We start from the raw sequence: 23598 nt of genomic DNA, 5'->3' as shown, positions 1-23598 counted from the left end.
CCGCCCTCGGCGACGGCGACGACGTCGCCCTGGTCTCGGTGATGTGGGCCAACAACGAGACCGGCGTGCTGCAGCCCGTCGACGCCCTCGGGGCGCTGTGCCGCGAGCGGGGCGTGCCGTTCCACACCGATGCCGTGCAGGCCCTCGGCGCCGTCCCAGTCGACCTCGCCGCCGCGCCCGTCGACCTCGTCACCGCGACCGGGCACAAGGTCGGCGGTCCCCACGGCGCCGGCGTCCTGGTGGTGCGCCGCGGGCACGACCTCACCGCCCTGCTGCACGGCGGCGGCCAGGAGCGCGACCTGCGCAGCGGCACCGTCGGCGTCGCCGCGATCGCCGGGCTGGCCGCGGCGTTCGAGACGGCCGTGGCCACCCAGCCCGCCTCCGCGCTCCGCCTCGCGGGCCTGCGCGACGACCTGGTGGCGGGCGTACGCGCCGCGGTCCCCGGCGTGGCGGTCAACGGCGCCGGCGCCGAGCGGCTGCCCGGCATCGCCAGCGTCCGCTTCCCCGGCTGCGAGGGCGACGCGCTCTTGATGCTCCTCGACGCCGCCGGGGTGGAGGTCTCGACCGGCTCGGCGTGCTCCGCCGGCGTGCCGCAGGCCAGCCACGTGCTGCTCGCGATGGGGCTCGAGGAGGCCGAGGCCCGCTCGACCCTGCGCTTCTCGCTGGGCCACACGAGCACCGCCGACGACGTCGCCGCCGCGCTCGAGGCGCTCCCCGCCGCGGTCGAGCGGGCGCTGAGCGCCGCCGCCCGGGCGACCCGGAGGGCCGGATGAGCTCCGGCCCGCTCCGCGTCGTCGCCGCGATGTCCGGGGGCGTCGACTCCGCCGTGGCCGCCGCCCGCGCGGTCGAGGCCGGCCACGACGTGACCGGCGTGCACCTGGCCCTCTCGCGCAACCCCGCCTCCTACCGCTCGGGGGCCCGCGGCTGCTGCACGATCGAGGACAGCAACGACGCCCGCCGCGCCGCGGACGTCATCGGCATCCCGTTCTACGTGTGGGACATGAGCGCCGAGTTCCACGACGCGGTCGTCGTGGACTTCATGGACGAGTACGCGGCCGGCCGCACCCCCAACCCCTGCCTGCGCTGCAACGAGTCGATCAAGTTCGCCGCCGTCCTCGACCGCGCCCTCGCGCTCGGCTTCGACGCGGTCGCGACGGGCCACTACGCCGAGCTGCGGCCGGCGCCTGGAGCGGGCGGGGCCCAGAGCCGGGACCAGGGTCTCGTCGAGCTGCACCGCGCGGCGGACGCGGCCAAGGACCAGTCGTACGTGCTCGGCGTCCTCGACCAGGACCAGCTGCGGCACTCGCTGTTCCCCCTGGCCGGTTCCGAGAAGCCGGCCGTGCGCGAGGAGGCCGCGCGCCGCGGCCTCCTGGTCGCGGACAAGCCCGACAGCCACGACATCTGCTTCGTCGCCGACGGCGACAACGCCGGCTGGCTCGCCGAGAAGCTCGGCGACCGGGCGCCCAACCACGGCGGCGACATCGTCGACGACGCGACGGGGGAGGTGCTGGGCCGCCACGACGGGACGTACGCCTTCACCATCGGCCAGCGCCGCGGCCTCAAGATCGGGCGGCCCGCCCCCGACGGGCGTCCACGCTTCGTGCTCGACATCGAGCCGGTCGCCGGGACGGTGCGGGTCGGGCCGCGCGCCGGGTTGCGCATCGACGGGCTGACGGGCATCCGGCCGCGCTGGTGCACCGCCCCGCTGCCGGCGGGCGAGCCGTTCGCCTGCACGGTCCAGCTCCGCGCGCACGGGACCGAGCACCGTGCGGTGGTCACGCCCGCGGCGGACCCGCACGGCGACGGACCGGCGCTGGACGTCGAGCTGCTGGACCCCGCCGAGGGCATCGCCCCCGGACAGGCGGTCGTCGTCTACGACGGCACCCGCGTGGTCGGCTCCGCCACGATCTCCGCGACGCGGCGCTCGGAGCAGCCCGCATGACCTTCGCCACCGCCGCCGGGTCGCACCCGGGCGAGGACCAGCACGCCTTCGACACCGCGCTGGGCCACGTGCTCGACGTGCTCGGGGACGCGCCGGGGCTGCCGTACCTGCCCGAGGTGCCCGGCCGCGGCGCCGGCGCCGCGATGACGGGCCGCACGCTGGCCTGGCAGACCGGGCTCGACGCCGACCTGCAGCCCGCCGGCTGGCGCCTGACCGGCACCTCCGGGGCCCCGGGCCGCGACCAGCGTCGGGCCCGCAGCCTGCTGCTGCAGGACCTCGACAGCCTCGAGGAGCGCGCCCAGGGCTACGCCGGCGACCTCAAGCTGCAGCTGGCCGGGCCGTGGACGCTGGCCGCGACCACCGAGCGTCCGCGCGGCGACAAGCTGGTCGCCGACCACGCGGCGCGCCGCGACCTGGCGCAGTCGCTGGCCGAGGCGGCGGGCGAGCTCGTGGCCGAGGCGCGACGGCGGGTGCCGGGTGTCGTCCGGGTGGTCGTGCAGGTCGACGAGCCCGCGCTCACGGCCGTGCGCGACGCCCGGATCCCGACCGCGTCGGGCTTCGGGCGCCACCGCTCGGTCGACGTGCCCGAGCTCTCCGAGGGGCTCGGCTGGGTCCTGGGCGCCGTCGCCGACGCGGGCGGCGAGCCGTGGGTGCACGCCTGCGCGCCCGGCACGCCCTGGTCGCTCGTGCACGGTGCCGGTGCCCGCGCCCTCGTCGTGGACCCGGCGGTGCTGGACGCGACGGCGCTGGAGCAGGTCGCCGAGGCGTACGACGCCGGGGCCGGCCTCGTGCTCGGCGTCGCGGACCCCCTCGCCGCCGAGGCGCCGCGCGACCGCGACCTCGCCGACCGCGCCCGCCGCTGGCTCGACACCCTGGGCCTCGGTCCGGGGGACGGCTTCGGCGTGGGCACCGCCTGCGGCCTCGCCGGTACGCCCGTGGCCGCGGTGCCACGGCACCTCTCCGCCCTGCGCGACGCCGCCCGGCGCCTCGACGACTGAGCCGGACGGGTCCCGGGGCCCGGTACGCCCGTTCGGTGGATGCAGGTGAACACCGTTCCGTGCTTCGCTGGTACGCATCGCCTTCCAGAGAGGACCCTCCCGATGTCTCGGACCCGCACGCTGGCCACACCCACCCACCTCCTGCTCGCGCTCGCCGTAGCGCTGGGCGGCCTGCTGATCGGCGCGGCGAACCCCGCCTCCGCCCAGGTCGGCGCCGCCACCACGCAGGCCGTCACCCCGTTCCCCGAGCGGGTGCGCGTCGAGGTCAACAAGCAGCGCACGGCGAACCGCGTCGCCGCCCTCGGCACCTCCAAGAGTGCGCCCGCCGCGGCCCAGTCCTGGGCCCGCCAGCTCGCCAACGCCGACCAGGGGCTCTCCCACCAGCCGCTGCGGCCGCTGATGGACCGCAACCACTGGAGCCGCGCGGGCGAGAACGTCGCCTACCTCGGCAGCAAGGACGCCGCGCAGGTCACCCGGATGTGGATGAACTCGTCCGGCCACCGGGCGAACATCCTCAACGCCGGCTACACGCACACGGGCGTCGGCGTCGCCACGGCCCGCTCGGGCCGCGTCTACGTCGTGATGCTGTACGTCGCCTCCCGCTGACCGTCCGGGCGGTGCTGCGGCGGTGCTGCGATCCGGCCCGGGGGCTCCGTGCCCCCGGGCTGGGTACCGTTGAGAGGACCGTCCGACGACCGAGGAGGCACCCCCATGACCGAGACCGCCACGACCGCGGACCTGAGCGGCAAGAAGGTCGCCGTCATCGCCGGCGACTACTTCGAGGAGGTCGAGCTCACCACCCCGCGTGACGAGCTGCGGGCCCGCGGGGCCGAGGTCACCGTGTTCTCGACCAGCGGCGAGTCGATCCAGGCGATGGAGGGCGACACCGAGAAGTCGTCGGTGGTCGACGTCGACGGCAAGCTCGACGACCTCGACGTGTCGGCGTACGACGCCCTCGTCGTCCCCGGCGGCACCGTCAACGCCGACACGCTGCGCACCGACACGACCGCACAGCGGATCGTGACCACGGCGCTGGAGGGCGGCAAGACCGTCGCGGTGATCTGCCACGGGCCGTGGCTGCTGGTCTCCGCGGGCCTGGTGAAGGGCCGCCGGCTGACCAGCTACCCCAGCCTCGCCGACGACGTGCGCAACGCCGGGGGCGAATGGGTGGACGAGCAGGTCGTCGTCGACGGCGGGCTCATCACCAGCCGGAACCCCGACGACCTGCCGGCCTTCGTCGGCGCGATCGCCGACTCGCTCAGCTGAGCAGCTCGCGGCAGCCGGCGAGCGCGACCTCGTTCCACGCGCCGGCGCGGCGGAACATGTAGTGGCCGACGGGGCCCATGTCACGGAACGTGGCACGGGCCCCGTCGGCGTTCGCGCGCTCGACGTAGGCCCGCGTCGCCCGTGGGGACGTGATCTTGTCGCGGGCCCCGTGCGCCGCCAGCAGCGGCCTGCCGCGCAGGGCCCGGACCGGCTCGCCCTCGGGGAACCACGGGGCCAGGGCGACCACGCCCACGACCGCCGGGTGGTCGGCGACGTGGGCCGCGGTGCGCCCGCCCATGGAGTGCCCGAGCAGCACGACCGGTACGCCCGGCAGCTCGGCCGCCGCGCGGTCCAGCGCGGCGCGGGCGTCGGCGACCGGGGCACCGCCGTTCCAGCCGCGCAGCGTGTAGCGCAGCAGCCAGGTCGCGACCCCGTCCTCGCCCAGCGCCGGTGCGATCGAGCGCTGCATCGCCGCGGAGCGGCGCCACGAGGCGCTGCGCCCGTCGACGGGCGCGACCGACTGCTCCTTGCCGCCGTGCAGCATCAGGACGAGACCGCGCGGGTCCTCCACGTCGGTGCGCGTGAGGCGCTCGTCGGACGTCGGCCGGGTCTCGGAGGTGCTCACGAGGGTCCTTCGTACTCCGTCGGTGGGTGGATGGGTGGGGACGACCACCGCCCGCCGCCCGTGGTGCGGGCGACGGGCGGCGGGGGAGAGGCCGTGCGGACCGTCAGCCGACGTGGACGCCTTCGGGGCCGTCGGTGGCGAGCTCGGTGTGCTTGACGTCGAGGAACAGCCAGATCACGACCGAGCCGACCAGGATGAGGCCGGCGCCCACGAGGAACGCGGTCGTGCTGCCGTCGGCGAACGCGCCGAGGTAGGCGGCGCCGGAGACGAGGCCCTCGGCCTGGTCGGCGGGGACCTGCGCCGACTGGGCGGCCTGGCCCAGCTGCGGCGCGAGGGTCTCGGCGCGGTTGTTCGCGACGTGGCTGGCCACGGTCGCCAGGGTCGCCAGACCCAGGGCGCCACCGACCTGCTGCATCGTGTTGAGCACGCCGGAGCCGATGCCCGAGTCCTCGGCCCGCACGTGGTGCACGGCCGTGAGGGTGAGCGGCACGAACGTGAGCCCCATGCCGAACGACATCAGCAGCAGGAAGGGCAGCAGGCTCGTGGCGTACTGGATGTCCACCGCGGAGCCGCCGCTCGCCAGCGACGACACGAGGTCGCCGGCCGCGAGGCCGGAGGGCAGGCGCGAGAAGCCGAGCAGGGCGATCGCGGCCAGGATGGTGCCGGTGCCGGCGATGAAGCGCGGGTCGATGCGGTTCACCAGGTTCGACGACAGGGTCGCGCCGGCGATCATGCCGACCGAGAACGGCAGGAACGCGAAGCCGGTGTGCAGGGGCTCCCAGCCGCCGACGTTCTGCACGTAGAGGCTGAGGAAGAAGAACATCGCGAACATCGCGGCCGGCACCATCATCATCGCCACGAAGCTCGCGGCGCGGGCGCGGTGGGCGAAGATCCGCAGCGGCATCAGCGGGTCGGTCACACGGGTCTCGATGACGACGAAGGTCACCAGCAGCGCGACACCGGCGGCGAGCGCGGCGATCGTGCCGGTGTCGCCCCAGCCGTGGGCCTCCTCGCCGGCGCGGGTCAGGCCGAAGACGACGGCGAGCAGGCCGAGCGTGCCGGTGACGGCGCCGGGGACGTCGAGGCGTCCGGGGTGGCGCACCGACTCGGGCAGCACGCGCGGGGCGAGCAGGGCGGCGACGATGCCGATCGGCACGTTGATGAGGAACGTCATCCGCCAGCCCTCGACGTCGACACCGAAGAACGAGTCGTGGCCGGTCAGCCAGCCGCCGAGGATGAGGCCGAAGGCGGCGCCGATGCCGGACATCGCGGCGTAGATCGCGAAGGCGCGGTTCCGGGCGGGACCGGCCGGGAAGGTCGTGGTGATGAGCGCCAGCGCGGCGGGGGAGGCCAGCGCGGCGCCGAGGCCCTGCAGGCCGCGGGCGCCGAGCAGCAGCGCCTCGTTGGTGGCGAAGCCGCCGAGCAGCGACGCGATCGCGAAGACCACGAGGCCGGCCATCAGCACGTTGCGGCGTCCGAGCAGGTCGCCGAGGCGACCGCCCAGGAGGAGCAGGCCGCCGAACGCCAGGGCGTACCCCGTGACGATCCACGAGAGGTTCGCCGAGTCGATGTCCAGGTCGGCGCCGATGTAGGGCAGCGCGATGTTCGCGATCGTGGCGTCGAGCACCACCATCAGCTGGGCGACGGAGATGAGCACCAGGGCCCATCCGAGCCGGCGCGCGGGGGCCGGCGAGGCGGGCGCCTCGTCCTGCGCGGACGCAGGCGAGGTCGGGGACAGGTCGGTCATGGGTTTCCTTCGGAGCAGGGCGTACGCCGTCCGCGCGCGAGGTGCGCGGACGACGGGCGGAGGAGGTGCGAGGAGGCGGTTGCTCAGGTGGTGGCCGAGGCGGTCGGCACGGCCGCGGGAGCGGTGGCGGCCGGCAGGATGATCTGGTCGATCACCCGGGCCACGAGGTCGGGCGTCGGCGGGTCGCCGAGGACGATGGCGCGGTGCAGGATGATCCCCGGGAGCGCGGGCTCGAGGAGGTCGAGGTCGAGGTCCGGGCGGATCTCGCCGCGCGTCTTCGCGCGGGCGTAGATCTCGCGGCTGACGGCGAGCTTGGGGCCGATGAAGCGCTCCCGGAATCCGGTGGCGAGCTCCTCGTCGGTCGTGAGGGCGGTGAGGACGCTGGTGAACGCGGCCATCAGCGAGTGGTTGACGAAGCCCTTCTCGCCCCCGAAGGCGGCGAGCAGGTCGCCCCGCAGGGACCCGGTGTCGACCGGGGTCTCGGGGCCGGCCTTGAGGCTGCACAGCGAGTCGACGACCAGGGCCGCCTTGGTGGACCAGCGGCGGTAGAGCGTCGCCTTGGAGGCCTGCGCGGCCTTCGCGACGGCGTCCATGGTCAGGCGGTCGTAGCCGACCTCGGCGAGGACCTCCACCGTGGCGTCGCGGATCTCCTGCTCGCGGTCGCCCTCGACACGAGGGCGGCAGGAGGGGCGGCGGATGCTCACGGGCGGGCCTTTCCGGGCGACGGAACGAAACCGTTTCGTTCCGTCGGAGGACTGTACGCCTGCTCCGCGATGGAACCAAGTCGTTCCATCGAGTGATCTGGACCTCATGGTTTGGGGCGTCGGCCGGGGGCGCAGGGTGCGCCCGTGCCCGAGACGACCGCCGACCTCGCCGCCTACGCCGCCCAGCTGCCCGAGCCCGCCGAGCTGCGCCGGCGCCTCGAGCGGCTCGCCCTCCTCGACGCCGTGCTCGGCGACGGGCAGTACCCCCGCTACACCTTCGACGCCGCCTGGTCCGACGGGGTCGCCGTGGGCACGTTCGACGACGGTGCGGGCGACGACTACCACGCCGTCTTCGCCGGTGAGCACGTCCTCGTGCGGGTCTTCGACCACGAGTCGACGATGAGCCGCTACGACGAGGGGAAGACCTGGCCGGGCCTGCTGGACGGCCTGCCGGGCGAGCTGGAGGCGTACCTGCTCGACGAGCGGCTCAACCCCGAGCCCGGCTTCGCGGTCGTCACCCTCGCCCTGTGGCGCGGCCCCGGCGACACCGCCTGGCGGCACGGCCGGCTCGAGCCCCACGACGGTCGGGCCCCCGAGATCACCTCGTGGCCGCTCGACCTGGTCGAGGAGTGGGTGCTGGACGACGTGTACGCCTCGCTGTCCCACGACCACGGCGGCGTGCGGATCGACGACGACGCCTTCGACGCGGTCGTCGAGGACCGACCGCTGACCGCGCAGATGGTGCGCGACCTCAACCCCGAGGCGGACCTGGAGCGGGCGCGCGCCGCCGCGCTGCGGATCGGTCGACCGTTGGCGGGGTGAGGGGCGGGCTCAGGGCCGCACGCCGCGCTCGTCGCGGATCTGGAGCCTCCACCGGACAGCGATCGTCCCGTAGAACGCCAGGATGGGGATCAGGAGCACGATGTCGATCACAAGCATCGTTCGGGACCGGTCCATGAACAGCAGGCGGGTCACCGGACCTACGAGGAGGAGTGCTCCGGCGACCAGGTGGCCGATGTAGAAGCCGCGTCGGTACGGCTCGCGCGGCGCGCGCAGGAAGGGCACGTCGGCAACCTAGCGGTGTTGTCGGGGCCGCACGGCAAGATGTTCCCCATGAGCGACGCCGAGGTGCCCGACGCACCCGATGCCCCGACCGCGCCGGTCCCCGTGACGCCCGCCGACGACGAGGCGCGCGAGCGGCACCGCGTGCTCGCGGAGCAGCTGGAGGACGCGCGCTGGCGCTACTACGTCCTCGACTCCCCGACGCTCTCGGACGCCGACTTCGACACCCGGATGCGCGAGCTGGAGGCGCTCGAGGAGGCGCACCCCGAGCTGCGCACGCCGAACTCGCCGACCCAGACCGTCGGCGGCGCGGTGTCCACCGAGTTCACGGCCGTCGACCACCTCGAGCCGATGATGAGCCTGGACAACGCGTTCAGCGCCGACGAGCTGGGGGCCTGGTACGCACGGCTGGCGCGCGAGGGCGCGGACGCGCCCGACCTGCTCTGCGAGCTCAAGGTCGACGGCCTGGCGATCAACCTGCTGTACGAGGACGGGCGGCTCGTGCGGGCCCTGACCCGCGGCGACGGGCGCACGGGCGAGGACGTCACGCCCAACGTGAAGACGATCGACTCGATCCCGCACCGGTTGACGGGCACCGAGGAGTTCCCGGTGCCGGCGCTGGTCGAGGTGCGCGGCGAGGTGTTCCTGCCGGTCGAGGCGTTCGAGCGGCTCAACGAGACGATGGCGGAGGCGGGCAAGCAGGTCTTCGCCAACCCGCGCAACGCGGCGGCGGGCTCGCTGCGGCAGAAGGACCCCCGCGTGACCGCGACCCGCGCGCTCGGGATGGTCTGCCACGGCCTCGGCGCGCGCCGCGGGTTCGAGCCGACCGCGCAGTCGGAGGCGTACCGGGCGCTGCGGGCCTGGGGCCTGCCGACCTCGGACCGCGCTGCGGTCGTGGGCGACCTGGCGGAGGTCCAGGCGTTCGTGGAGCGCTACGGCGAGCAGCGCCACTCCGTCGAGCACGAGATCGACGGCGTCGTGGTCAAGGTCGACGACGTGACCCTCCAGCGTCGGCTGGGCTCGACCAGCCGGGCGCCGCGGTGGGCGATCGCGTTCAAGTACCCGCCGGAGGAGGTCAACGCGAAGCTGATCGACATCCTCGTCAACACCGGTCGCACCGGCCGCGTCACGCCCTTCGGACGGATGGAGCCGACGCGGGTCGCGGGCTCGACGGTCGAGATGGCGACCCTGCACAACGCCCACGAGGTGCAGCGCAAGGACGTGCGGCCCGGCGACACCGTGATCCTGCGCAAGGCCGGCGACGTGATCCCGGAGATCGTCGGCCCCGTGCTCGACCTGCGTCCCGAGGGTCTCGAGCCCTGGGTGATGCCGACGGTCTGCCCCGCGTGCGGCACCGAGCTCGCGCAGCAGAAGGAGGGCGACAAGGACCTGCGCTGCCCCAACCACGAGAAGTGCCCGGCCCAGGTGCGCGAGCGCGTCTTCCACGTCGCGGGGCGCGGGGCGTTCGACATCGAGGGCCTGGGGTACGAGGCCGCGGTCGCGCTGCTGACGGTCGACGGGTTCGAGAACGAGGGCGACGTGTTCCGCATCGACGAGCAGATGCTGCTCGCGACCGACCTGTTCACGCGGGCGGCGAAGAAGGCGGAGCGCGAGGGAGGCGCCGGCGACCGGGTGGTGACGGCGAACGGCGTCAAGCTCCTCACGAACCTCGACGCCCGCAAGCAGGTGCCGCTGTGGCGGGTGCTGGTCGCGCTGTCGATCCGTCACGTCGGCCCCACCGCCGCCCGCGCGCTGGCCACCGAGTTCGGCTCGATGGAGGCGATCCGCGCCGCGTCGCTCGAGGCGCTCGCCGCTGCCGAGGGCGTCGGCCCGACCATCGCCGAGGCCGTCGTCGAGTGGTTCTCCGTCGACTGGCACTGCGAGATCGTCGACAAGTGGGACGCGGCCGGCGTCTCCATGGCCGACGAGCGCGACGAGTCGACCCCCCGCACGCTCGAGGGCCTGACCGTCGTCGTGACCGGCTCGCTGGTCGACTTCAGCCGCGACTCCGCCAAGGAGGCGATCCTCTCGCGCGGCGGGAAGGCCGCCGGGTCGGTGTCGAAGAAGACCGACTTCGTCGTCGTCGGCGACAACGCCGGGTCGAAGGCGGAGAAGGCCGAGCAGCTCGGCCTGACGATCCTCGACGAGGACGGCTTCAAGGCCCTGCTGGAGAACGGGCCGCCGGCTGTCGCCGACGTCGAGGATGCCCAGGGCGCCGAGGGTGACGCCGGGGAGCAGGAGTCCGCGCCGCAGGAGTGAGCGCGGCTCAGCCCAGGTCGACGGTGCCGGTGGGCGTGGTCGCGTACAGGTGACCGGTCGGGTCCGCCCACAGGTGGTGGCCGGCCGAGATGCGCCGCACGCGCCAGCCGCCGTGGGTCTTCAACCGGTGGTGGTGGCGGCACTCGGGGCCGAGGTTGTCCGTGCTGGTCCGGCCGGCGGGTGGTCCGTCCGGTGGGTCGTCGTCCGGGTCGCCCCAGTTCTCGAGGTGGTCGAGGTCGCAGCTGCTGGCGGGCCGTTCGCACCACGGGAAGATGCACGTCGTGCGCGTCGCCAGGACGTGGCTGCGGAGCCGGTCGGGGATCTCGTAGCGGTCGCTGCCGAGCGTGGCCGTCGTGTCGATGACCGGGCGAACGGTGACGTGCGTGTCGTCGCGCATCAGCCAGGCCCGGACCTGCTCGAGCAGCACCGGCAGGTCGGCGCCACCCCGGCCGTCGCCCGCGCTGCTGCGCGCCCCGGCCGTCAGGCGGGCCACCGGGTCGAGCCCGAGGAAGCCGGCCTCGGACAGGTGCAGGTGCACCACGGCACGCTTGCTCGGCGCGGGCCTGGCGCCGGTGGTGGCGCCGGTGCGGTGCGCGTCGAGCAGCGCGGCGGCGGCGTGGGGGTGGGCGAGGACGCCGGCGGCCAGCGCGCGGCGTACCTCCTGCTTCTCGTCGGGCGCGCACCCCGCGAGCCCGACGAGGTCGGCGAGGTCCGGGTCGGCGAGCGCGTGGGCGATCTCGGTGAGGGCGTCGTCGAGCGCGGCGAGGTCGGTGTAGTCGCCGCGCAGGGTCATCTCGACGAGCCCGGTGTGGTTGAGCGTCTCGAGGTGCAGCGTGGCGTGGCGCCGGTCCAGCTCGGCGAGCTGGTCGAGCTCGCGGTCCTCGGCGTGCAGCCGCAGGAGGGCCTCGTCGATCATCCTCGCGAGCGTGCGCGGCCCCACGGTGCCGGCGCAGGCGTGGACGTGCAGGTCGACGTACGCGGCGACGTCGTCGGGCTGTCCGGCGACGGCGTCCGCGACCCGGCGGGCGCGCCAGGCGGGGACGTCGCCGGCGCGCGTGCGCGCCCAGGTCAGCGGCAGCCGGTGCGCGAGCTGGAGGGCGTCGCGCAGCACCTTCGCGCCCGCGGCGGTGCTCGTCCGGTTCGCCGCGGCGAAGCCGGCGGGTGCGTCCCAGGCGACCTCGGGCAGGCCGTACCACCCGCCCGCCTCCACGTCGTCCGCGTCCGCGCGGGGCGCCGGCTCGGCGTAGGCCGCGGCGCCGGTGAGCGGGTGCGACGCACCGGGGTGTCCGCAGCCGGGGAGGACGGGGTGCGCGTACGCCCACTCGAGCGCCAGCTCGAGGACCCGCACCTCCGCCGCGTCCGCCGCCGCCCGCGCCGCACGGACCCCGTCCAGCAGATCACCCGGCAGCTCGCCCCGCAGCCCGCCCGGCGCGGGGGCCCGGTCGGTGAGGGCGATGACGGTGGACATGCCCCCGATCCTACCCGATCACCTGTTCGAAGATCACGCGTTTTCCCAGGTCAAATGGGGTTTAGTTCGTAGATCCATGCAGTGCTGCGCCTGCTCGGCCGACCCCCGGGATCTCGGCGACGCGCGCCGTCGGCCCGCCCGGTCCGAGCACCGCGTCCGCGTGGCCGGCGGCGAGCCCGGACGGTTGCACGCCCGGAGGAACGGGGTGCCGCCGGAGTCCCTAGGATGACCGTCATGCCCGACACACCTCCGGTGCTGACCCGTGACCAGGTGGCGCACCTCGCCGACCTCGCGCGCATCGACCTCTCCGACGACGAGCTCGACCACCTCGCGCCGCAGCTCTCCGTGATCCTCGAGTCCGTCGCGGCGATCCAGGGGGTCGCCGGCGACGACGTGCCGCCCACGTCGCACCCGATCCCGATGACCAACGTCTTCCGCGAGGACGTCGTGCGCCCCGGCCTCACCGCCGAGCAGGCGCTCTCCGGCGCGCCCGCGGCCGAGCAGCAGCGGTTCAGCGTGCCGCGGATCCTGGGGGACGAGCAGTGAGCAGCACGAGCACCACCGGCACCGACTGGACCCGCCGCAGCGCCGCCGAGCTGGCCGACGCCCTGGCCGCCGGCGAGGTCACCTCGGTCGAGCTGACCCAGGCGCACCTGGACCGCATCGCCGCGGTCGACGGCGACGCCGACGCGGGCGTGCACGCCTTCCTGCACGTCGACGCCGAGGGTGCGCTCGAGCAGGCGCGCGCCTCCGACGCGCGTCGTGCGGCGGGCGAGCCGGCGTCGTACCTCGACGGCGTCCCGATCGCGGTCAAGGACGTCATGACCACCACGGGCCTGCCCACGACGTGCGGCTCGAAGATGCTCGAGGGCTGGGTGCCGCCCTACGACTCGACCGTCGTCGCGAAGCTCAAGGCGGCGGGACTGCCGATCCTCGGCAAGACCAACATGGACGAGTTCGCGATGGGCTCCTCGACCGAGCACTCGGCCTACGGCCCGACCCGCAACCCCTGGGACCTCACCCGCATCCCGGGCGGCTCCGGCGGCGGTTCTGCGGCGGCCGTCGCGGCCTTCGAGGCCCCCCTGGCCATCGGCACCGACACCGGCGGCTCGATCCGCCAGCCCGGCGCGGTCACCGGCACGGTGGGCGTGAAGCCGACCTACGGCGGCGTCTCGCGCCACGGCCTCGTGGCCCTGGCCAACTCGCTCGACCAGGCCGGCCCCGTCACCCGCACGGTGCTCGACTCGGCCCTGCTGCACGAGCTGATCGGCGGCCACGACCCGCTGGACTCCACGAGCATCTCCGAGGCGGTCCCCGCCCTCGTCGACGCGGCCCGCCAGGGCGCCTCGGGCGACGTCAGCGGCCTGCGGGTCGGCGTGATCACGGAGCTGCGCGGCGGCGAGGGCTGGCAGCCCGGCGTGCTCGCCCGCTTCGACGAGGCCCTCGAGGCTCTCGTCGCGGCCGGTGCCGAGGTCGTCGAGGTCAGCTGCCCGAACATCGTGCACGCGATCGCGGCCTACTACCTGATCCTCCCGGCGGAGTGCTCCTCGAACCTCGCGAAGTTCGACGCCATGCGCTACGGCCTGCGCGTCCTGCCCGAGGGCGTCGAGTCGCCGAGCGCCGAGGCCGTCATGCGCGCCTCGCGCGACGCCGGCTTCGGCGACGAGGTCAAGCGCCGCATCATCCTGGGCACGTACGCGCTGTCCAGCGGCTACTACGACGCCTACTACGGCCAGGCGCAGAAGCTCCGCACCCTGATCAGCCGCGACTTCACCGCCGCGTTCGAGCAGGTGGACGTGCTGGTCAGCCCGACCGCGCCGACCACGGCGTTCGCGCTGGGGGAGAAGCTCGACGACCCGCTGGCGATGTACGCCGGCGACCTCGCCACCATCCCGGCCAACCTCGCGGGCATCCCCGGCATCTCCGTGCCGGCGGGCCTGGCCGACGAGGACGGTCTGCCGGTCGGCTTCCAGGTGCTCGCCCCGGCGCTCGCGGACGACCGCGTCTACCGCGTCGGTGCCGCCGTGGAGGCGCTGCTGGAGAAGAAGTGGGGCCACGCGCTGTGGGCGCAGGCGCCCGAGCTGACGACGCGACAGGGAGCCGACGCATGAGCGCATCCACCGAGGACCTGATGGACTTCGACGCGGCGCTGGAGCGGTACGACCCCGCGCTCGGCCTCGAGGTCCACGTCGAGCTCAACACCGCGACGAAGATGTTCTGCGGCTGCCCGGCGACCTTCGGCGGCGAGCCCAACTCGCAGGTCTGCCCGACCTGCCTGGGCCTGCCGGGCGCGATGCCGGCGGTCAACGCCAAGGCCGTCGAGTCCGCGATCCGGATCGGTCTCGCGCTCAACTGCGAGATCGCCGAGTGGTGCCGTTTCGCGCGGAAGAACTACTTCTACCCGGACATGCCGAAGAACTTCCAGACGTCGCAGTACGACGAGCCGATCGCCTTCGACGGCTACCTCGACGTCGACGTGGAGGGTGAGACCTTCCGCGTCGAGATCGAGCGCGCCCACATGGAGGAGGACACCGGCAAGTCCACCCACGTCGGCGGTGCGACGGGTCGCATCCACGGCGCGGAGTACTCGCTGGTGGACTACAACCGCGCCGGCATCCCGCTGATCGAGATCGTCACCCGCCCCATCACGGGCGCGGGGGAGAAGGCGCCGGCCGTGGCGCGGGCGTACGTCGCCCAGCTGCGCGACCTCATCGTCGCGCTCGGCGTCTCCGAGGCCCGGATGGACCAGGGCAACCTGCGCGCCGACGTCAACCTCTCGCTGGCCCCCAAGGGCTCCGAGCGGCTCGGCACCCGCAGCGAGACCAAGAACGTGAACTCGTTCCGCTCGGTCGAGCGGGCCGTGCGCTTCGAGGTCTCCCGCCACGCGGCGCGCCTCGAGGCGGGGCTCTCCGTCGTGCAGGAGACCCGGCACTTCCACGAGGACAGCGGGATCACGACCTCGGGTCGCGAGAAGTCCGACGCCGAGGACTACCGCTACTTCCCGGAGCCCGACCTCGTGCCCGTCGCGCCCAGCCGCGAGTGGGTCGAGGAGCTGCGCGCGACGCTGCCGGAGAATCCGACGGCCAAGCGTGCCCGCCTCCAGACGACCTGGGGCTTCACCGACCTCGAGATGCGCGACACCGTCGGGGCCGGCGCGTTCGGCCTGGTCGAGCAGACCGTGGCCGCCGGCGCCGCTCCGCAGGCCGCGCGCAAGTGGTGGGTCGCCGAGCTCGCCCGCCGGGCCAAGGACGCCGGGGTCGAGCTGGCCGAGGTGGGCGTGACGCCGGCCCAGGTCGCCGAGGTCCAGGGCCTCGTCGACGCCGGCACCATCAACGACAAGCTGGCCCGCCAGGTCTTCGACGGCCTGCTCGCCGGCGAGGGCACGCCCGCCGAGATCGTCGAGGCGCGCGGGCTGGCCATCGTCTCCGACGACGGCGCGCTCGGCGCCGCGGTGGACAACGCGATCGCGGCCAACCCCGACGTGGCGCAGAAGATCCGCGACGGCAAGCACGCCGCCGCGGGCGCCCTCATCGGTGCCGTGATGAAGGAGATGCGCGGCCAGGCCGACGCCGGCCGCGTGCGGGAGCTGGTGCTCGAGAAGCTCGCCTGAGCGGCCCGGGAGGTGGGGCACCTCGCCGTCTGCTCTCTCAGGCGCTCCTCAGCTACAGTGACGTGGGCCCGTCGTCCGACGGGCCCACGACCACGTCCGCGGTGGGGGAAGCCGGTCCGAGTCCGGCGCTGACCCGCAACCGTAGGTCGGCCGCCGCGAGCGGCCGACGAGCCGGAGCACCCGCCGCGCGACGTCCCGATCACCACGCTGTCGAGGAACGCAGCGGGGCCGAGGGGTCCCGCCTGCAGCAGCGGAGAGGACCCCATGTCCGTACGCCTCCTGCCCGGCCGCCGCGCCGGCGCGCTCGCCGTCGCCGCCGTCGCGGCGAGCGCCACCACCCTCGCCCTCCTGGCGCCGGCCGCCGCGACCGCCGCCCCGGCCGCTCCCGCGCCCGCCCAGGTGCCCGGCGACGCCTACGACCCCGCCCCGGTCCGCAACGGGGCCGACTGGCTCGTCGGCGAGCTCGACGGGGACGTCTTCCGCACGAGCTTCGGGCCGAACGTCAGCGGCACGGTCGACGCCGCGCGCTCCCTGGCGATCGTCGGCGCCGACGCCGACGCCAGCGCCACCGTGGAGGCGCTCGTCCCGCACGCCGCGAGCTACGTCGGCGACAACGGCTTCGGCACCCTCGTCGGCGCGGGCAGCACCGCCAAGCTCGCCCACGTCGTGCAGCTCGTCGGCGGCGACCCCCGCGACTACGCCGGGATCGACCTCGTCGCGCAGCTCGAGAGCCGCGTCGCCACCGAGGGCCCGACCGCCGGTCGCATCTCCGACGAGTTCGACCCCGAGAACGAGTTCGGCGCCGACTTCGCCAACACCATCGGCCAGGCGTTCGCCGCCGACGTCCTCACCGAGGCCGGCAGCGAGCTCGCCGGCCCGGTCACCGACTTCCTCCTGCAGCAGCAGTGCGCCGACGGCGGCTTCCGGCTCACGTTCTCGGCGCCCGACGCCGAGGACCAGTCGTGCACCGAGGACCCCTCCGGCACCGACGTGACGGCGTACGCCGTGCAGGGCCTCGCGAGCCAGCTCGAGAACGGCGAGGTCGCGACTGCGGCGGACGACGCCGTGGCGTACCTCAAGGGCTCCCAGGCCGCCGACGGCTCCTGGACCGACGGGGTCGGCGGCACCGCCAACGCGAACAGCACCGGCCTCGCCGGCCAGACCCTCGGCCTCGTCGGCGACATCCCCGGCAACCCCTTCGTGGTCGCCGACCAGCCCGAGCTGGCCGCCATCTGGCTGCGCAAGAACCAGGTCGACGAGGTCGCGACGTGCACGACGTCGCTGCGCTACGAGAAGGGCGCCCAGGCGTTCGACCCGGCCGCGCTGAGCCTCGGCCGCACGCAGGGCATCACCGACGGCACCGCCTACCAGTGGCAGCTCTCCAGCGCCCAGACGCTCCCCGCGCTGCAGTGGACCCCCGCCGCCGAGGACGACGCCGCGCTGAGCATCGACCCCTACCGCGTGCGCGCCGGCACGGTCGCCCCCGTCGGGATCACGGGCCTCGCGCCCGGCCAGTCGGCCTGCCTGGTCGGCGCCGTCGCCACCCCCGTCGCGGTGAACGCCAAGATCAACGGCACCACCACCGGTCGGGTGCAGACCCCATCGCTCGTCGCCGGCTCCGTGCGCCTCGGCGTCACGCTGGTGACGTCGACGCAGATCGCCACGGACAAGGCGTACTGGCTGGTCTCCGCGACGCGCTTCGAGCTCTCGCACTCCGGCACCGCCCCGCGCAACGGCAACCACACCGCGACCATCCTGGGCGCGGCCGCGTTCGAGCCCATCACGGTCACGCTGAACGGTCGCGTCGTGCTGCGCACCAGGGCGGACGTGAACGGTCGCGCGGTGCTGACCTTCCCGGTGGGATCGACCGTGGGCCGCCAGCCCTTCGTGATCCGCGGCGAGTCCGCCGACCGCTACCGCACGTCCACGGTCAACGTGACCCGGTGAGCCTGCTGCGCAGCGTCGTCGCCGCCACCGCCCTCGCGGTGGCGGCGACGGCCGCCCTCGTCGGCCTCCCCGTGCCGGCGGCCGTCGCGGCCGACTGTGCGGGCGTGACCGTCGTCGTCGACGCGTCCCGGCTCTCGGGCGGGATCGACCAGAAGTGCCAGGGCAGCAGCGGCGGCACGGCCCGGGGCCTGTTCGCCGCGGCCGGTCACACCCAGGAGGACGACCCCCGCCAGCCGGGCTTCGTCTGCTACGTCGACTCCCAGCCCTCGCAGCGCCAGTGCGCACGCGACTCCGCGGCCGGCAGCTACTGGTCGCTGTGGGTCTCCGACGGTCGCTCCGGCACGTGGAGCTACTCCTCGCTGGGCGTCGACGGGCTCAGCGTGCCCGCCGGCGGCTACGTCGCGTGGGTCTGGCAGAGCGGTGGCCGGTCGGCGCCCGGAGTCGCGGCGACGCCGCGCTCCAGCGGCTCCAGCGGCTCGGGCGACTCCGGCGGCGGCTCGTCGAGCGGCGGCTCCGGCGGTGGCTCGTCGAGTGGCGGATCCGGCTCGTCCGGCTCCGGTTCCTCGGGCTCCGGCTCCTCCGGCTCGGGCTCGTCCGGCAGCCGTGGCAGCGGCTCCGGCTCGTCCGGTACGCCCGGTGCCCGCGGCTCCGCGGACGCCCCGGGCTCGGCGGCGCCCGGCGCCTCCGGCAACCCGTCCGACCCCGGCGCCTCCGGTGACCCGTCCGACCCTGCGGACCCCTCCGCCGGCGCGAGCGCCGGCGCGGACGCGACCGCCGACCCGTCGGCCGCACCGACCGACGGCGCGAGCACCGAGGGCGGCGAGCCGTCCGCGAGCGGTGACGCGACGGCGTACGACGTCGAGACCGAGGCCGGCCGCGTCGACGACGCGGCGGGCACGGAGCCCGGCGGCACCCTGCCCTGGTGGGTCGTCGTCCCGGTCCTCGTCGCGCTGGCCGGCGGCGGTGGCGCCGCGGTCGTCTGGCGCCGGAAGCAGGCCCCGCAGGGACCCCTGCTGTGACGTGGCGGGCCGGCGTCGCCCGCCTGCCGCGCGAGCTGCACCCGCTCGCGTGGTGGGCGTGGGCCGTCGGCCTCGCCGCGGCGGCGTCCCTGACGTCGAACCCGTACCTGCAGCTGCTCGTCGTCGCGGTCGTCTGCCTCGTCGTCCTGCTGCGCCGCTCCGCCCACCCCTGGTCGCGGGTCTTCGGGCTGTACCTGGCGCTGGGCGTCGTCATCGTGCTCACCCGGGTGTTCTTCCGGGTGCTGGTGGGCGGTGCGTACGGCACCGAGGTCCTGCTCATGCTGCCCGAGATCCCGCTGCCCGAGTGGGTCCGGGGCATCCAGATCCTCGGCCCGGTCACGCAGGAGGCCGTCCTCGGCGGTCTCTACGACGGGCTGCGGCTGGCCACCATCGTGATCTGCGTCGGCGCCGCCAACGCGCTGGCCAACCCCAAGCGCCTCCTGGCCTCGATGCCGGCCGCGCTCTACGAGGTGGGCACGGCGCTGGTCGTCGCGGTGAACGTGATGCCCCAGCTGGCGGCCGCGGTACGCCGCGTGCGCGCGGCCCAGCGGTTGCGTCCGGCCCCGCGGGGTCGCCGCCGGCGGCTCACGAGCGTGCGCCGCGTGCTGGTGCCGGTGCTGGAGGACGCGCTGGAGCGCTCCCTGTCGCTGGCGGCCGGCATGGACACCCGCGGCTACGGCCGCTCCGGTGGACAGACCCGCCGGCAGCGCTGGACGGCCGGCGGTCTCCAGCTCGCCGGGCTGGCGGGCATCGCCGTGGGCGTCTACGGCGTCCTGGACCTGACGGCGCCCCGCTGGCTCGCCCTGCCGATGCTGGCCGTCGGCACCGCGCTGGCGTTCGCCGGGATCGCGGCGTCGGGCCGCCGCGTCGGGCGCACGCGCTACCGCCCCGCCCCCTGGCGCTGGCCCGAGACGGTCGTCACCCTCGCGGGCGTGGCCGTCGCCGTGGGCGTGTGGCTCGTCGGTCGTTCCGAGCCGCTCGTCGCCCAGCCCTCCCTGCTCGCCCCGCCGCTGCTGACCCTCGGCGCGCTGGCGGCACCCCTGGTGGGTCTGGCCGCCCTGCTCGCGCCCCCGCCGCCGCAGACCGACGCCCGGCCCGACGACCGCTCCGACGCCGCCCCGCACGGGCGCGTCGAGCTCGAGGAGGTCGACGCGTGATCGAGCTGCGCGACGTCACGTTCGGCTACGACGACGAGTCCGGGCCCGTGCTGCGCTCGGTCGACCTCGAGGTCGACGAGGGCGAGCTCGTGCTGGTCGCCGGACGCACCGGCGTCGGCAAGTCCACCCTGCTCGGCGTGGTGCCCGGCCTCGTGCCGCGCTTCACCGGCGGCACCCTGCGCGGCGACGTGCTGGTCGACGAGGTCAGCGTGGTCGACCTGCCGCCGCGCGAGCGGGCGCACCTGGTCGGCTACGTCGGTCAGAACCCCGTCGCCGGCTTCGTCACCGACACCGTCGAGGAGGAGCTGGCCTACGGCATGGAGCAGCTCGGGCTGGCGCCCGCCACGATGCGCCGCCGCGTCGAGGAGACCCTCGACCTGCTCGGCATCGCCGACCTGCGCGCCCGCGACCTGCGGGCGCTGTCCGGCGGCCAGCAGCAGCGGGTCGCGATCGGCTCGGTGCTCGCCGTGCACCCGCGCCTGCTGGTGCTCGACGAGCCCACCTCCGCGCTGGACCCCACCGCGGCCGAGGAGGTGCTCGCCACCCTGACCCGGCTCGTGCACGACGTCGGCCTCTCGGTGCTGCTCGCCGAGCACCGCCTCGAGCGGGTCGTGCCGTTCGCGGACCGCACCTGCCTGCTCGTCGGCGACGGCACCGTCCGCGTCGGCGAGACGGCCGAGGTGCTGCGCACCGCCCCCGTCGTGCCGCCGATCGTCGACCTCGGGCGCCGGCTGGGCTGGGACCCCCTGCCCCTCTCCGTGCGGGAGGCCCGGCGGGCCGCACGGCGCACCGGCCTGCCCGCGGCGCCGCGCGTACCCGCCGCCGCGACCCGGCCGCCCGTCCTGCGCGCCGAGGCGCTCACCGTCGCCCACGGCCGTCGCGCCGTGCTGCGCGAGCTCGACCTCGCCCTGCCCGGCGGCGCCGTGACCGCGCTGATGGGCCGCAACGGCGCCGGCAAGTCGACCCTGCTGTGGGCGCTGCAGGGCAGCCGCAAGCGGTACGCGGGCACCGTCGCCGTGGCCGCCGACCTCGCCGACCCGACGGGGCCGACGCTCGACCCGGCCGCGCTCGCGGCCGACGACCGCGTGCGTCGCGTCGGGCTGGTGCCGCAGACCGCGGCCGACCTGCTCTACCTCGAGACGGTCGCGCAGGAGTGCGCCGCTGCGGACGACGGGGCCGGCGCGCCACCCGGCGCGAGCGCGGCGCTGCTGGAGTCGATGGCCCCGGGCATCGACCCGGAGCGGCACCCCCGCGACCTCTCGGAGGGCCAGCGGCTCGCGCTCGTGCTGGCCGTCGTGCTCGTCGCCGAGCCGCCGGTCGTGCTGCTCGACGAGCCGACCCGCGGCCTGGACTACCCGGCCAAGGAGGCGCTCGCCGCCACCCTCGGCCGGCTCGCCGGCGCGGGGCACGCCGTGCTGGTGGCCTCCCACGACGTCGAGTTCGTCGCGCGCGTGGCCGACCGGGTGGTCGTGCTCGCCGACGGCGAGGTCGTCTCGTCCGGCCCGGTGCGCGACGTGCTCGCCGAGTCGCCCTCGTTCGCGCCGCAGGTCGCCAAGATCGCGGGGGAGCGGTGGCTGACCGTCGACGAGGTCGTCGCGGCGCACGAGCAGTCCCACGGGCAGGCGGGCTCGTGAGCGCCCCCGGCGTCGCCGTGCCCCTCGGTCGCCGCTCCGCGCTCGTGCTCGGCGCGGCGTCGGTGGCGGGCCTGATGATGCTGCTGTGGCCGCTGCTGGTGCAGGCGGAGGACGGGGCGCGGGTGCAGCCGCCGTTCCTGTTCCTCGCCCTGCTGCCCGTCGTGCTCGCCGTCGTGCTGGCCGAGATGAGCGAGGGCGGGCTCGACTCGCGGGCGCTGGCGATCCTCGGGGTGCTCGTCGCGATCAACGCCGTGCTGCGCGGGATGGGCGCCGGCGTCGCCGGGCTGGAGCTCGTGTTCTTCCTGCTCATCCTCGGCGGACGCGTGTTCGGCGCCGGGTTCGGCTTCGTGCTCGGCTGCCTGTCGCTGTTCGCCGGCGCGCTGCTCACCGCCGGCGTCGGGCCCTGGCTGCCCTACCAGATGCTGGTCTCGGCGTGGGTCGGGATGGGCGCCGGCCTGCTGCCGCGGCGCGTGGTCGGGCGCTGGGAGGTCGCGATGCTGGCGGCCTACGGGGTGCTCGCGGCGTACGCGTACGGCCTGCTGCTCAACCTCCAGGGCTGGCCCTACCTCCTCGGGATCGGGATCCCCGGCGTCGACGGGCAGGGCCTGATGTTCGTGCCCGGCGACCCGCTGCTCGACAACCTCGGCCGGTTCCTCGTCTACACGCTGGTCACCTCGACCACGAGTTGGGACACCGGCCGCGCGATCACGACCTGCCTGGCGCTGGTCGTGCTGGGCCCGGCGGTGCTCGTCACGCTGCGCCGGGCGGCGCGCCGCGCCCGCATCACCCGCGATGTGATGGGGTGAGCGGGTGGACACCCCGCTGCCTGACTACCTGACCGAGGTCCTCGACACGTGCGGGGGTGACGACGGCGGCGAGCTCGCCGCGTACATCCCCGAGCTCGCCGAGGCCGACCCCGACCGGCTCGCGCTGGCGCTGTGCATGCTCGACGGGGTGGTCTACGCGGTCGGCGACACCGACGCGCGCTTCAGCATCCAGTCCATCTCGAAGCCGTTCGCGTACGCCCTGGCGCTGGCCGACCACGGCCTCGACGCGGTCGTCGAGAAGGTCGGGGTCGAGCCGTCGGGGGAGGCCTTCAACGAGATCTCGCTGGAGGTCGGGTCCGGGCGGCCGTTCAACCCGATGATCAACGCCGGCGCCATCACGGTGCACTCGCTGCTCGACGACGAGCGCGTCCGGGCCGGCTTCTCCGCGTTCGCGGGCCGCGACCTCGAGGTGGACGAGGAGATCCTCGGCTCCGAGCTGGAGACCGCCGACCGCAACTACGCGATCGCCTACATGCTGCGCAACCACGGCGTCATCGACGCCGACCCCCGTGCCGCCGTCGCCGGCTACGTCCGCCAGTGCTCCTACCTGGTCGGGGTCGAGGACCTCGCCGTGATGGCCGCGACCCTGGCCAACGGCGGCGTGCAGCCCGTGACGGGCGAGCGGGTCGTCGAGCGGTGGGTGGCGCGCCAGGCGCTCAGCGTGATGACGACGTGCGGGATGTACGACGCCGCCGGCGACTGGTTCACCAGCGTCGGGATCCCGGCCAAGTCGGGCGTCTCCGGCGGGCTGATCGGCGCGCTGCCCGGCAAGGGCGGCTTCTCCGCGTTCTCGCCGCGGCTCGACGGCCACGGCAACTCGGTGCGCGGCGTGCAGGTCTTCGAGCGGCTCTCGAGCGACATGGGCATGCACGTGCTGGAGACGCCGCCGCCCGCCCGGCCGCCGCTACGCGAGCACGCCTCGGTGCCGCAGGCCTGCGCGCTGGACGGCACGCAGGAGGGCTCGCTCTACGAGATCCAGGGCTCCGTGGACTTCGTGGCGATGGAGCAGCTGCTGCGTGAGCTCGACCGCGACCCGCCGCCCGAGGTGGGCAACGTCGTGCTCGACCTGACGCACGTGCACGAGGTGCGCGACGTCGGGCGGCGGATGCTGCTCGAGGGCGCCCGACGCCTCGACCTCGACGGCCACCACGTGAGCTTCGTCGACCCCGAGGGGATGCTGCGCGCCTTCTCCGACGACGACCCCGACGGCGACGGCACCATCGACGTCGGCGACGGCACCGAGGTGCCGGTCGTCCGCTCCCGCTGACCGGAGCCGCGTCGGTAGGATGAGCGGGTGCCGCGGGGACACCATCGTCGAGATGTTCCGCGCCCG

The 23598-nt window shown here is 75.0% G+C and carries 21 protein-coding genes; 16 read left to right on the top strand and 5 right to left on the bottom strand.

What is annotated here, in order from left to right:
* The 5 genes from RDV89_RS01985 to RDV89_RS01965 all read left to right on the top strand — a co-directional run.
* Positions 1–773: cysteine desulfurase family protein (locus tag RDV89_RS01985; protein WP_315730858.1), on the top strand; the 773-nt coding region annotated here is incomplete at its 5' end.
* Positions 770–1942, top strand: coding sequence for a tRNA 2-thiouridine(34) synthase MnmA (mnmA, locus tag RDV89_RS01980; protein WP_315730856.1), 1173 nt, complete (start codon positions 770–772; stop codon positions 1940–1942). The genes RDV89_RS01985 and mnmA, both read left to right, overlap by 4 nt.
* A complete protein-coding gene (locus RDV89_RS01975; RefSeq protein WP_315730855.1) occupies positions 1939–2940 on the top strand; it encodes a uroporphyrinogen decarboxylase/cobalamine-independent methonine synthase family protein in 1002 nt (333 codons plus the stop codon). Before mnmA ends, RDV89_RS01975 begins: the two co-directional genes overlap by 4 nt.
* A gap of 102 nt (positions 2941–3042) precedes the next feature.
* Positions 3043–3546: a CAP domain-containing protein gene (locus tag RDV89_RS01970; protein WP_315730854.1), complete on the top strand. Its 504-nt coding sequence runs from the start codon at positions 3043–3045 to the stop codon at positions 3544–3546.
* Between the two features lie 105 nt (positions 3547–3651).
* Entirely contained in the window at positions 3652–4206 is a 555-nt protein-coding gene (locus tag RDV89_RS01965; RefSeq protein ID WP_315730853.1) for a type 1 glutamine amidotransferase domain-containing protein, read from the top strand.
* Here RDV89_RS01965 and RDV89_RS01960 read toward each other — a convergent pair.
* The 3 genes from RDV89_RS01960 to RDV89_RS01950 all read right to left on the bottom strand — a co-directional run bounded on the left by RDV89_RS01960 (position 4199) and on the right by RDV89_RS01950 (position 7282).
* The gene (locus RDV89_RS01960; RefSeq protein WP_315730852.1) at positions 4199–4831 is read right to left on the bottom strand and encodes an alpha/beta hydrolase; all 633 of its coding nucleotides are present in this window, start codon (positions 4829–4831) and stop codon (positions 4199–4201) included. The genes RDV89_RS01965 and RDV89_RS01960 overlap by 8 nt on opposite strands.
* A gap of 103 nt (positions 4832–4934) precedes the next feature.
* Positions 4935–6578, bottom strand: a complete 1644-nt coding sequence (locus tag RDV89_RS01955; RefSeq protein ID WP_315730851.1) for an MFS transporter — start codon at positions 6576–6578, stop codon at positions 4935–4937.
* 83 nt (positions 6579–6661) lie between these two features.
* Entirely contained in the window at positions 6662–7282 is a 621-nt protein-coding gene (locus tag RDV89_RS01950; protein WP_315730850.1) for a TetR/AcrR family transcriptional regulator, read from the bottom strand.
* Positions 7283–7426: 144 nt separating this feature from the next.
* On the opposite strand from RDV89_RS01950, the gene RDV89_RS01945 reads away from it, so the two are divergent.
* Complete coding sequence (locus RDV89_RS01945) at positions 7427–8104, top strand: hypothetical protein (protein WP_315730849.1); 678 nt, start codon at positions 7427–7429, stop codon at positions 8102–8104.
* A gap of 9 nt (positions 8105–8113) precedes the next feature.
* On the opposite strand, the gene RDV89_RS01940 is transcribed toward RDV89_RS01945, so the two are convergent.
* A complete protein-coding gene (locus tag RDV89_RS01940; protein WP_315730848.1) occupies positions 8114–8347 on the bottom strand; it encodes a hypothetical protein in 234 nt (77 codons plus the stop codon).
* A gap of 48 nt (positions 8348–8395) precedes the next feature.
* Between RDV89_RS01940 and ligA the strand changes: the two genes are divergently transcribed.
* The gene (gene ligA, locus RDV89_RS01935; protein ID WP_315730847.1) at positions 8396–10603 is read left to right on the top strand and encodes an NAD-dependent DNA ligase LigA; all 2208 of its coding nucleotides are present in this window, start codon (positions 8396–8398) and stop codon (positions 10601–10603) included.
* 7 nt (positions 10604–10610) lie between these two features.
* Here the strand turns inward: ligA and RDV89_RS01930 are convergent, their stop codons facing one another.
* On the bottom strand, positions 10611–12071 hold the full coding sequence (locus tag RDV89_RS01930) for an HNH endonuclease signature motif containing protein (RefSeq protein WP_315730846.1): 1461 nt from the start codon (positions 12069–12071) through the stop codon (positions 10611–10613).
* Between the two features lie 234 nt (positions 12072–12305).
* Between RDV89_RS01930 and gatC the strand changes: the two genes are divergently transcribed.
* From gatC to RDV89_RS01885, 9 genes are all read left to right on the top strand, one after another.
* Positions 12306–12617, top strand: coding sequence for an Asp-tRNA(Asn)/Glu-tRNA(Gln) amidotransferase subunit GatC (gene gatC, locus RDV89_RS01925; protein WP_315730845.1), 312 nt, complete (start codon positions 12306–12308; stop codon positions 12615–12617).
* Entirely contained in the window at positions 12614–14182 is a 1569-nt protein-coding gene (gatA, locus tag RDV89_RS01920; RefSeq protein WP_315730844.1) for an Asp-tRNA(Asn)/Glu-tRNA(Gln) amidotransferase subunit GatA, read from the top strand. Before gatC ends, gatA begins: the two co-directional genes overlap by 4 nt.
* Entirely contained in the window at positions 14179–15681 is a 1503-nt protein-coding gene (gene gatB / locus RDV89_RS01915; protein WP_315730842.1) for an Asp-tRNA(Asn)/Glu-tRNA(Gln) amidotransferase subunit GatB, read from the top strand. The genes gatA and gatB overlap by 4 nt, the downstream gene beginning before the upstream one ends.
* 264 nt (positions 15682–15945) lie before the next feature.
* On the top strand, positions 15946–17628 hold the full coding sequence (locus RDV89_RS01910; protein WP_315730841.1) for a prenyltransferase/squalene oxidase repeat-containing protein: 1683 nt from the start codon (positions 15946–15948) through the stop codon (positions 17626–17628).
* Positions 17625–18647, top strand: a complete 1023-nt coding sequence (locus RDV89_RS01905; protein ID WP_315730839.1) for a hypothetical protein — start codon at positions 17625–17627, stop codon at positions 18645–18647. Before RDV89_RS01910 ends, RDV89_RS01905 begins: the two co-directional genes overlap by 4 nt.
* Entirely contained in the window at positions 18644–19804 is a 1161-nt protein-coding gene (locus RDV89_RS01900) for a CbiQ family ECF transporter T component (protein ID WP_315730838.1), read from the top strand. The genes RDV89_RS01905 and RDV89_RS01900 overlap by 4 nt, the downstream gene beginning before the upstream one ends.
* Positions 19801–21438: an ATP-binding cassette domain-containing protein gene (locus tag RDV89_RS01895; protein WP_315730837.1), complete on the top strand. Its 1638-nt coding sequence runs from the start codon at positions 19801–19803 to the stop codon at positions 21436–21438. Before RDV89_RS01900 ends, RDV89_RS01895 begins: the two co-directional genes overlap by 4 nt.
* Complete coding sequence (locus RDV89_RS01890; RefSeq protein WP_315730836.1) at positions 21435–22244, top strand: ECF transporter S component; 810 nt, start codon at positions 21435–21437, stop codon at positions 22242–22244. The genes RDV89_RS01895 and RDV89_RS01890 overlap by 4 nt, the downstream gene beginning before the upstream one ends.
* 4 nt (positions 22245–22248) lie before the next feature.
* Complete coding sequence (locus RDV89_RS01885) at positions 22249–23532, top strand: glutaminase (protein ID WP_315730834.1); 1284 nt, start codon at positions 22249–22251, stop codon at positions 23530–23532.
* The last annotated feature ends 66 nt before the right edge of the window (positions 23533–23598 follow it).

This window comes from Nocardioides imazamoxiresistens (assembly GCF_032378595.1).
GTDB lineage: Bacteria > Actinomycetota > Actinomycetes > Propionibacteriales > Nocardioidaceae > Nocardioides > Nocardioides imazamoxiresistens.
Note: the sequence above shows the minus strand (reverse complement) of the source record. Positions and strands in the feature narration are given on the sequence as shown.

Coding starts and splice junctions, on each gene's coding strand:
- RDV89_RS01955 (WP_315730851.1), bottom strand. CDS start 6,578: ATGACCGACCTGTCCCCGACCTCGCCTGCGTCCGCGCAGGACGAGGCG.
- RDV89_RS01975 (WP_315730855.1), top strand. CDS start 1,939: ATGACCTTCGCCACCGCCGCCGGGTCGCACCCGGGCGAGGACCAGCAC.
- RDV89_RS01910 (WP_315730841.1), top strand. CDS start 15,946: ATGTCCGTACGCCTCCTGCCCGGCCGCCGCGCCGGCGCGCTCGCCGTC.
- gatB (WP_315730842.1), top strand. CDS start 14,179: ATGAGCGCATCCACCGAGGACCTGATGGACTTCGACGCGGCGCTGGAG.
- gatC (WP_315730845.1), top strand. CDS start 12,306: ATGCCCGACACACCTCCGGTGCTGACCCGTGACCAGGTGGCGCACCTC.
- RDV89_RS01965 (WP_315730853.1), top strand. CDS start 3,652: ATGACCGAGACCGCCACGACCGCGGACCTGAGCGGCAAGAAGGTCGCC.
- RDV89_RS01970 (WP_315730854.1), top strand. CDS start 3,043: ATGTCTCGGACCCGCACGCTGGCCACACCCACCCACCTCCTGCTCGCG.
- mnmA (WP_315730856.1), top strand. CDS start 770: ATGAGCTCCGGCCCGCTCCGCGTCGTCGCCGCGATGTCCGGGGGCGTC.
- ligA (WP_315730847.1), top strand. CDS start 8,396: ATGAGCGACGCCGAGGTGCCCGACGCACCCGATGCCCCGACCGCGCCG.
- RDV89_RS01930 (WP_315730846.1), bottom strand. CDS start 12,071: ATGTCCACCGTCATCGCCCTCACCGACCGGGCCCCCGCGCCGGGCGGG.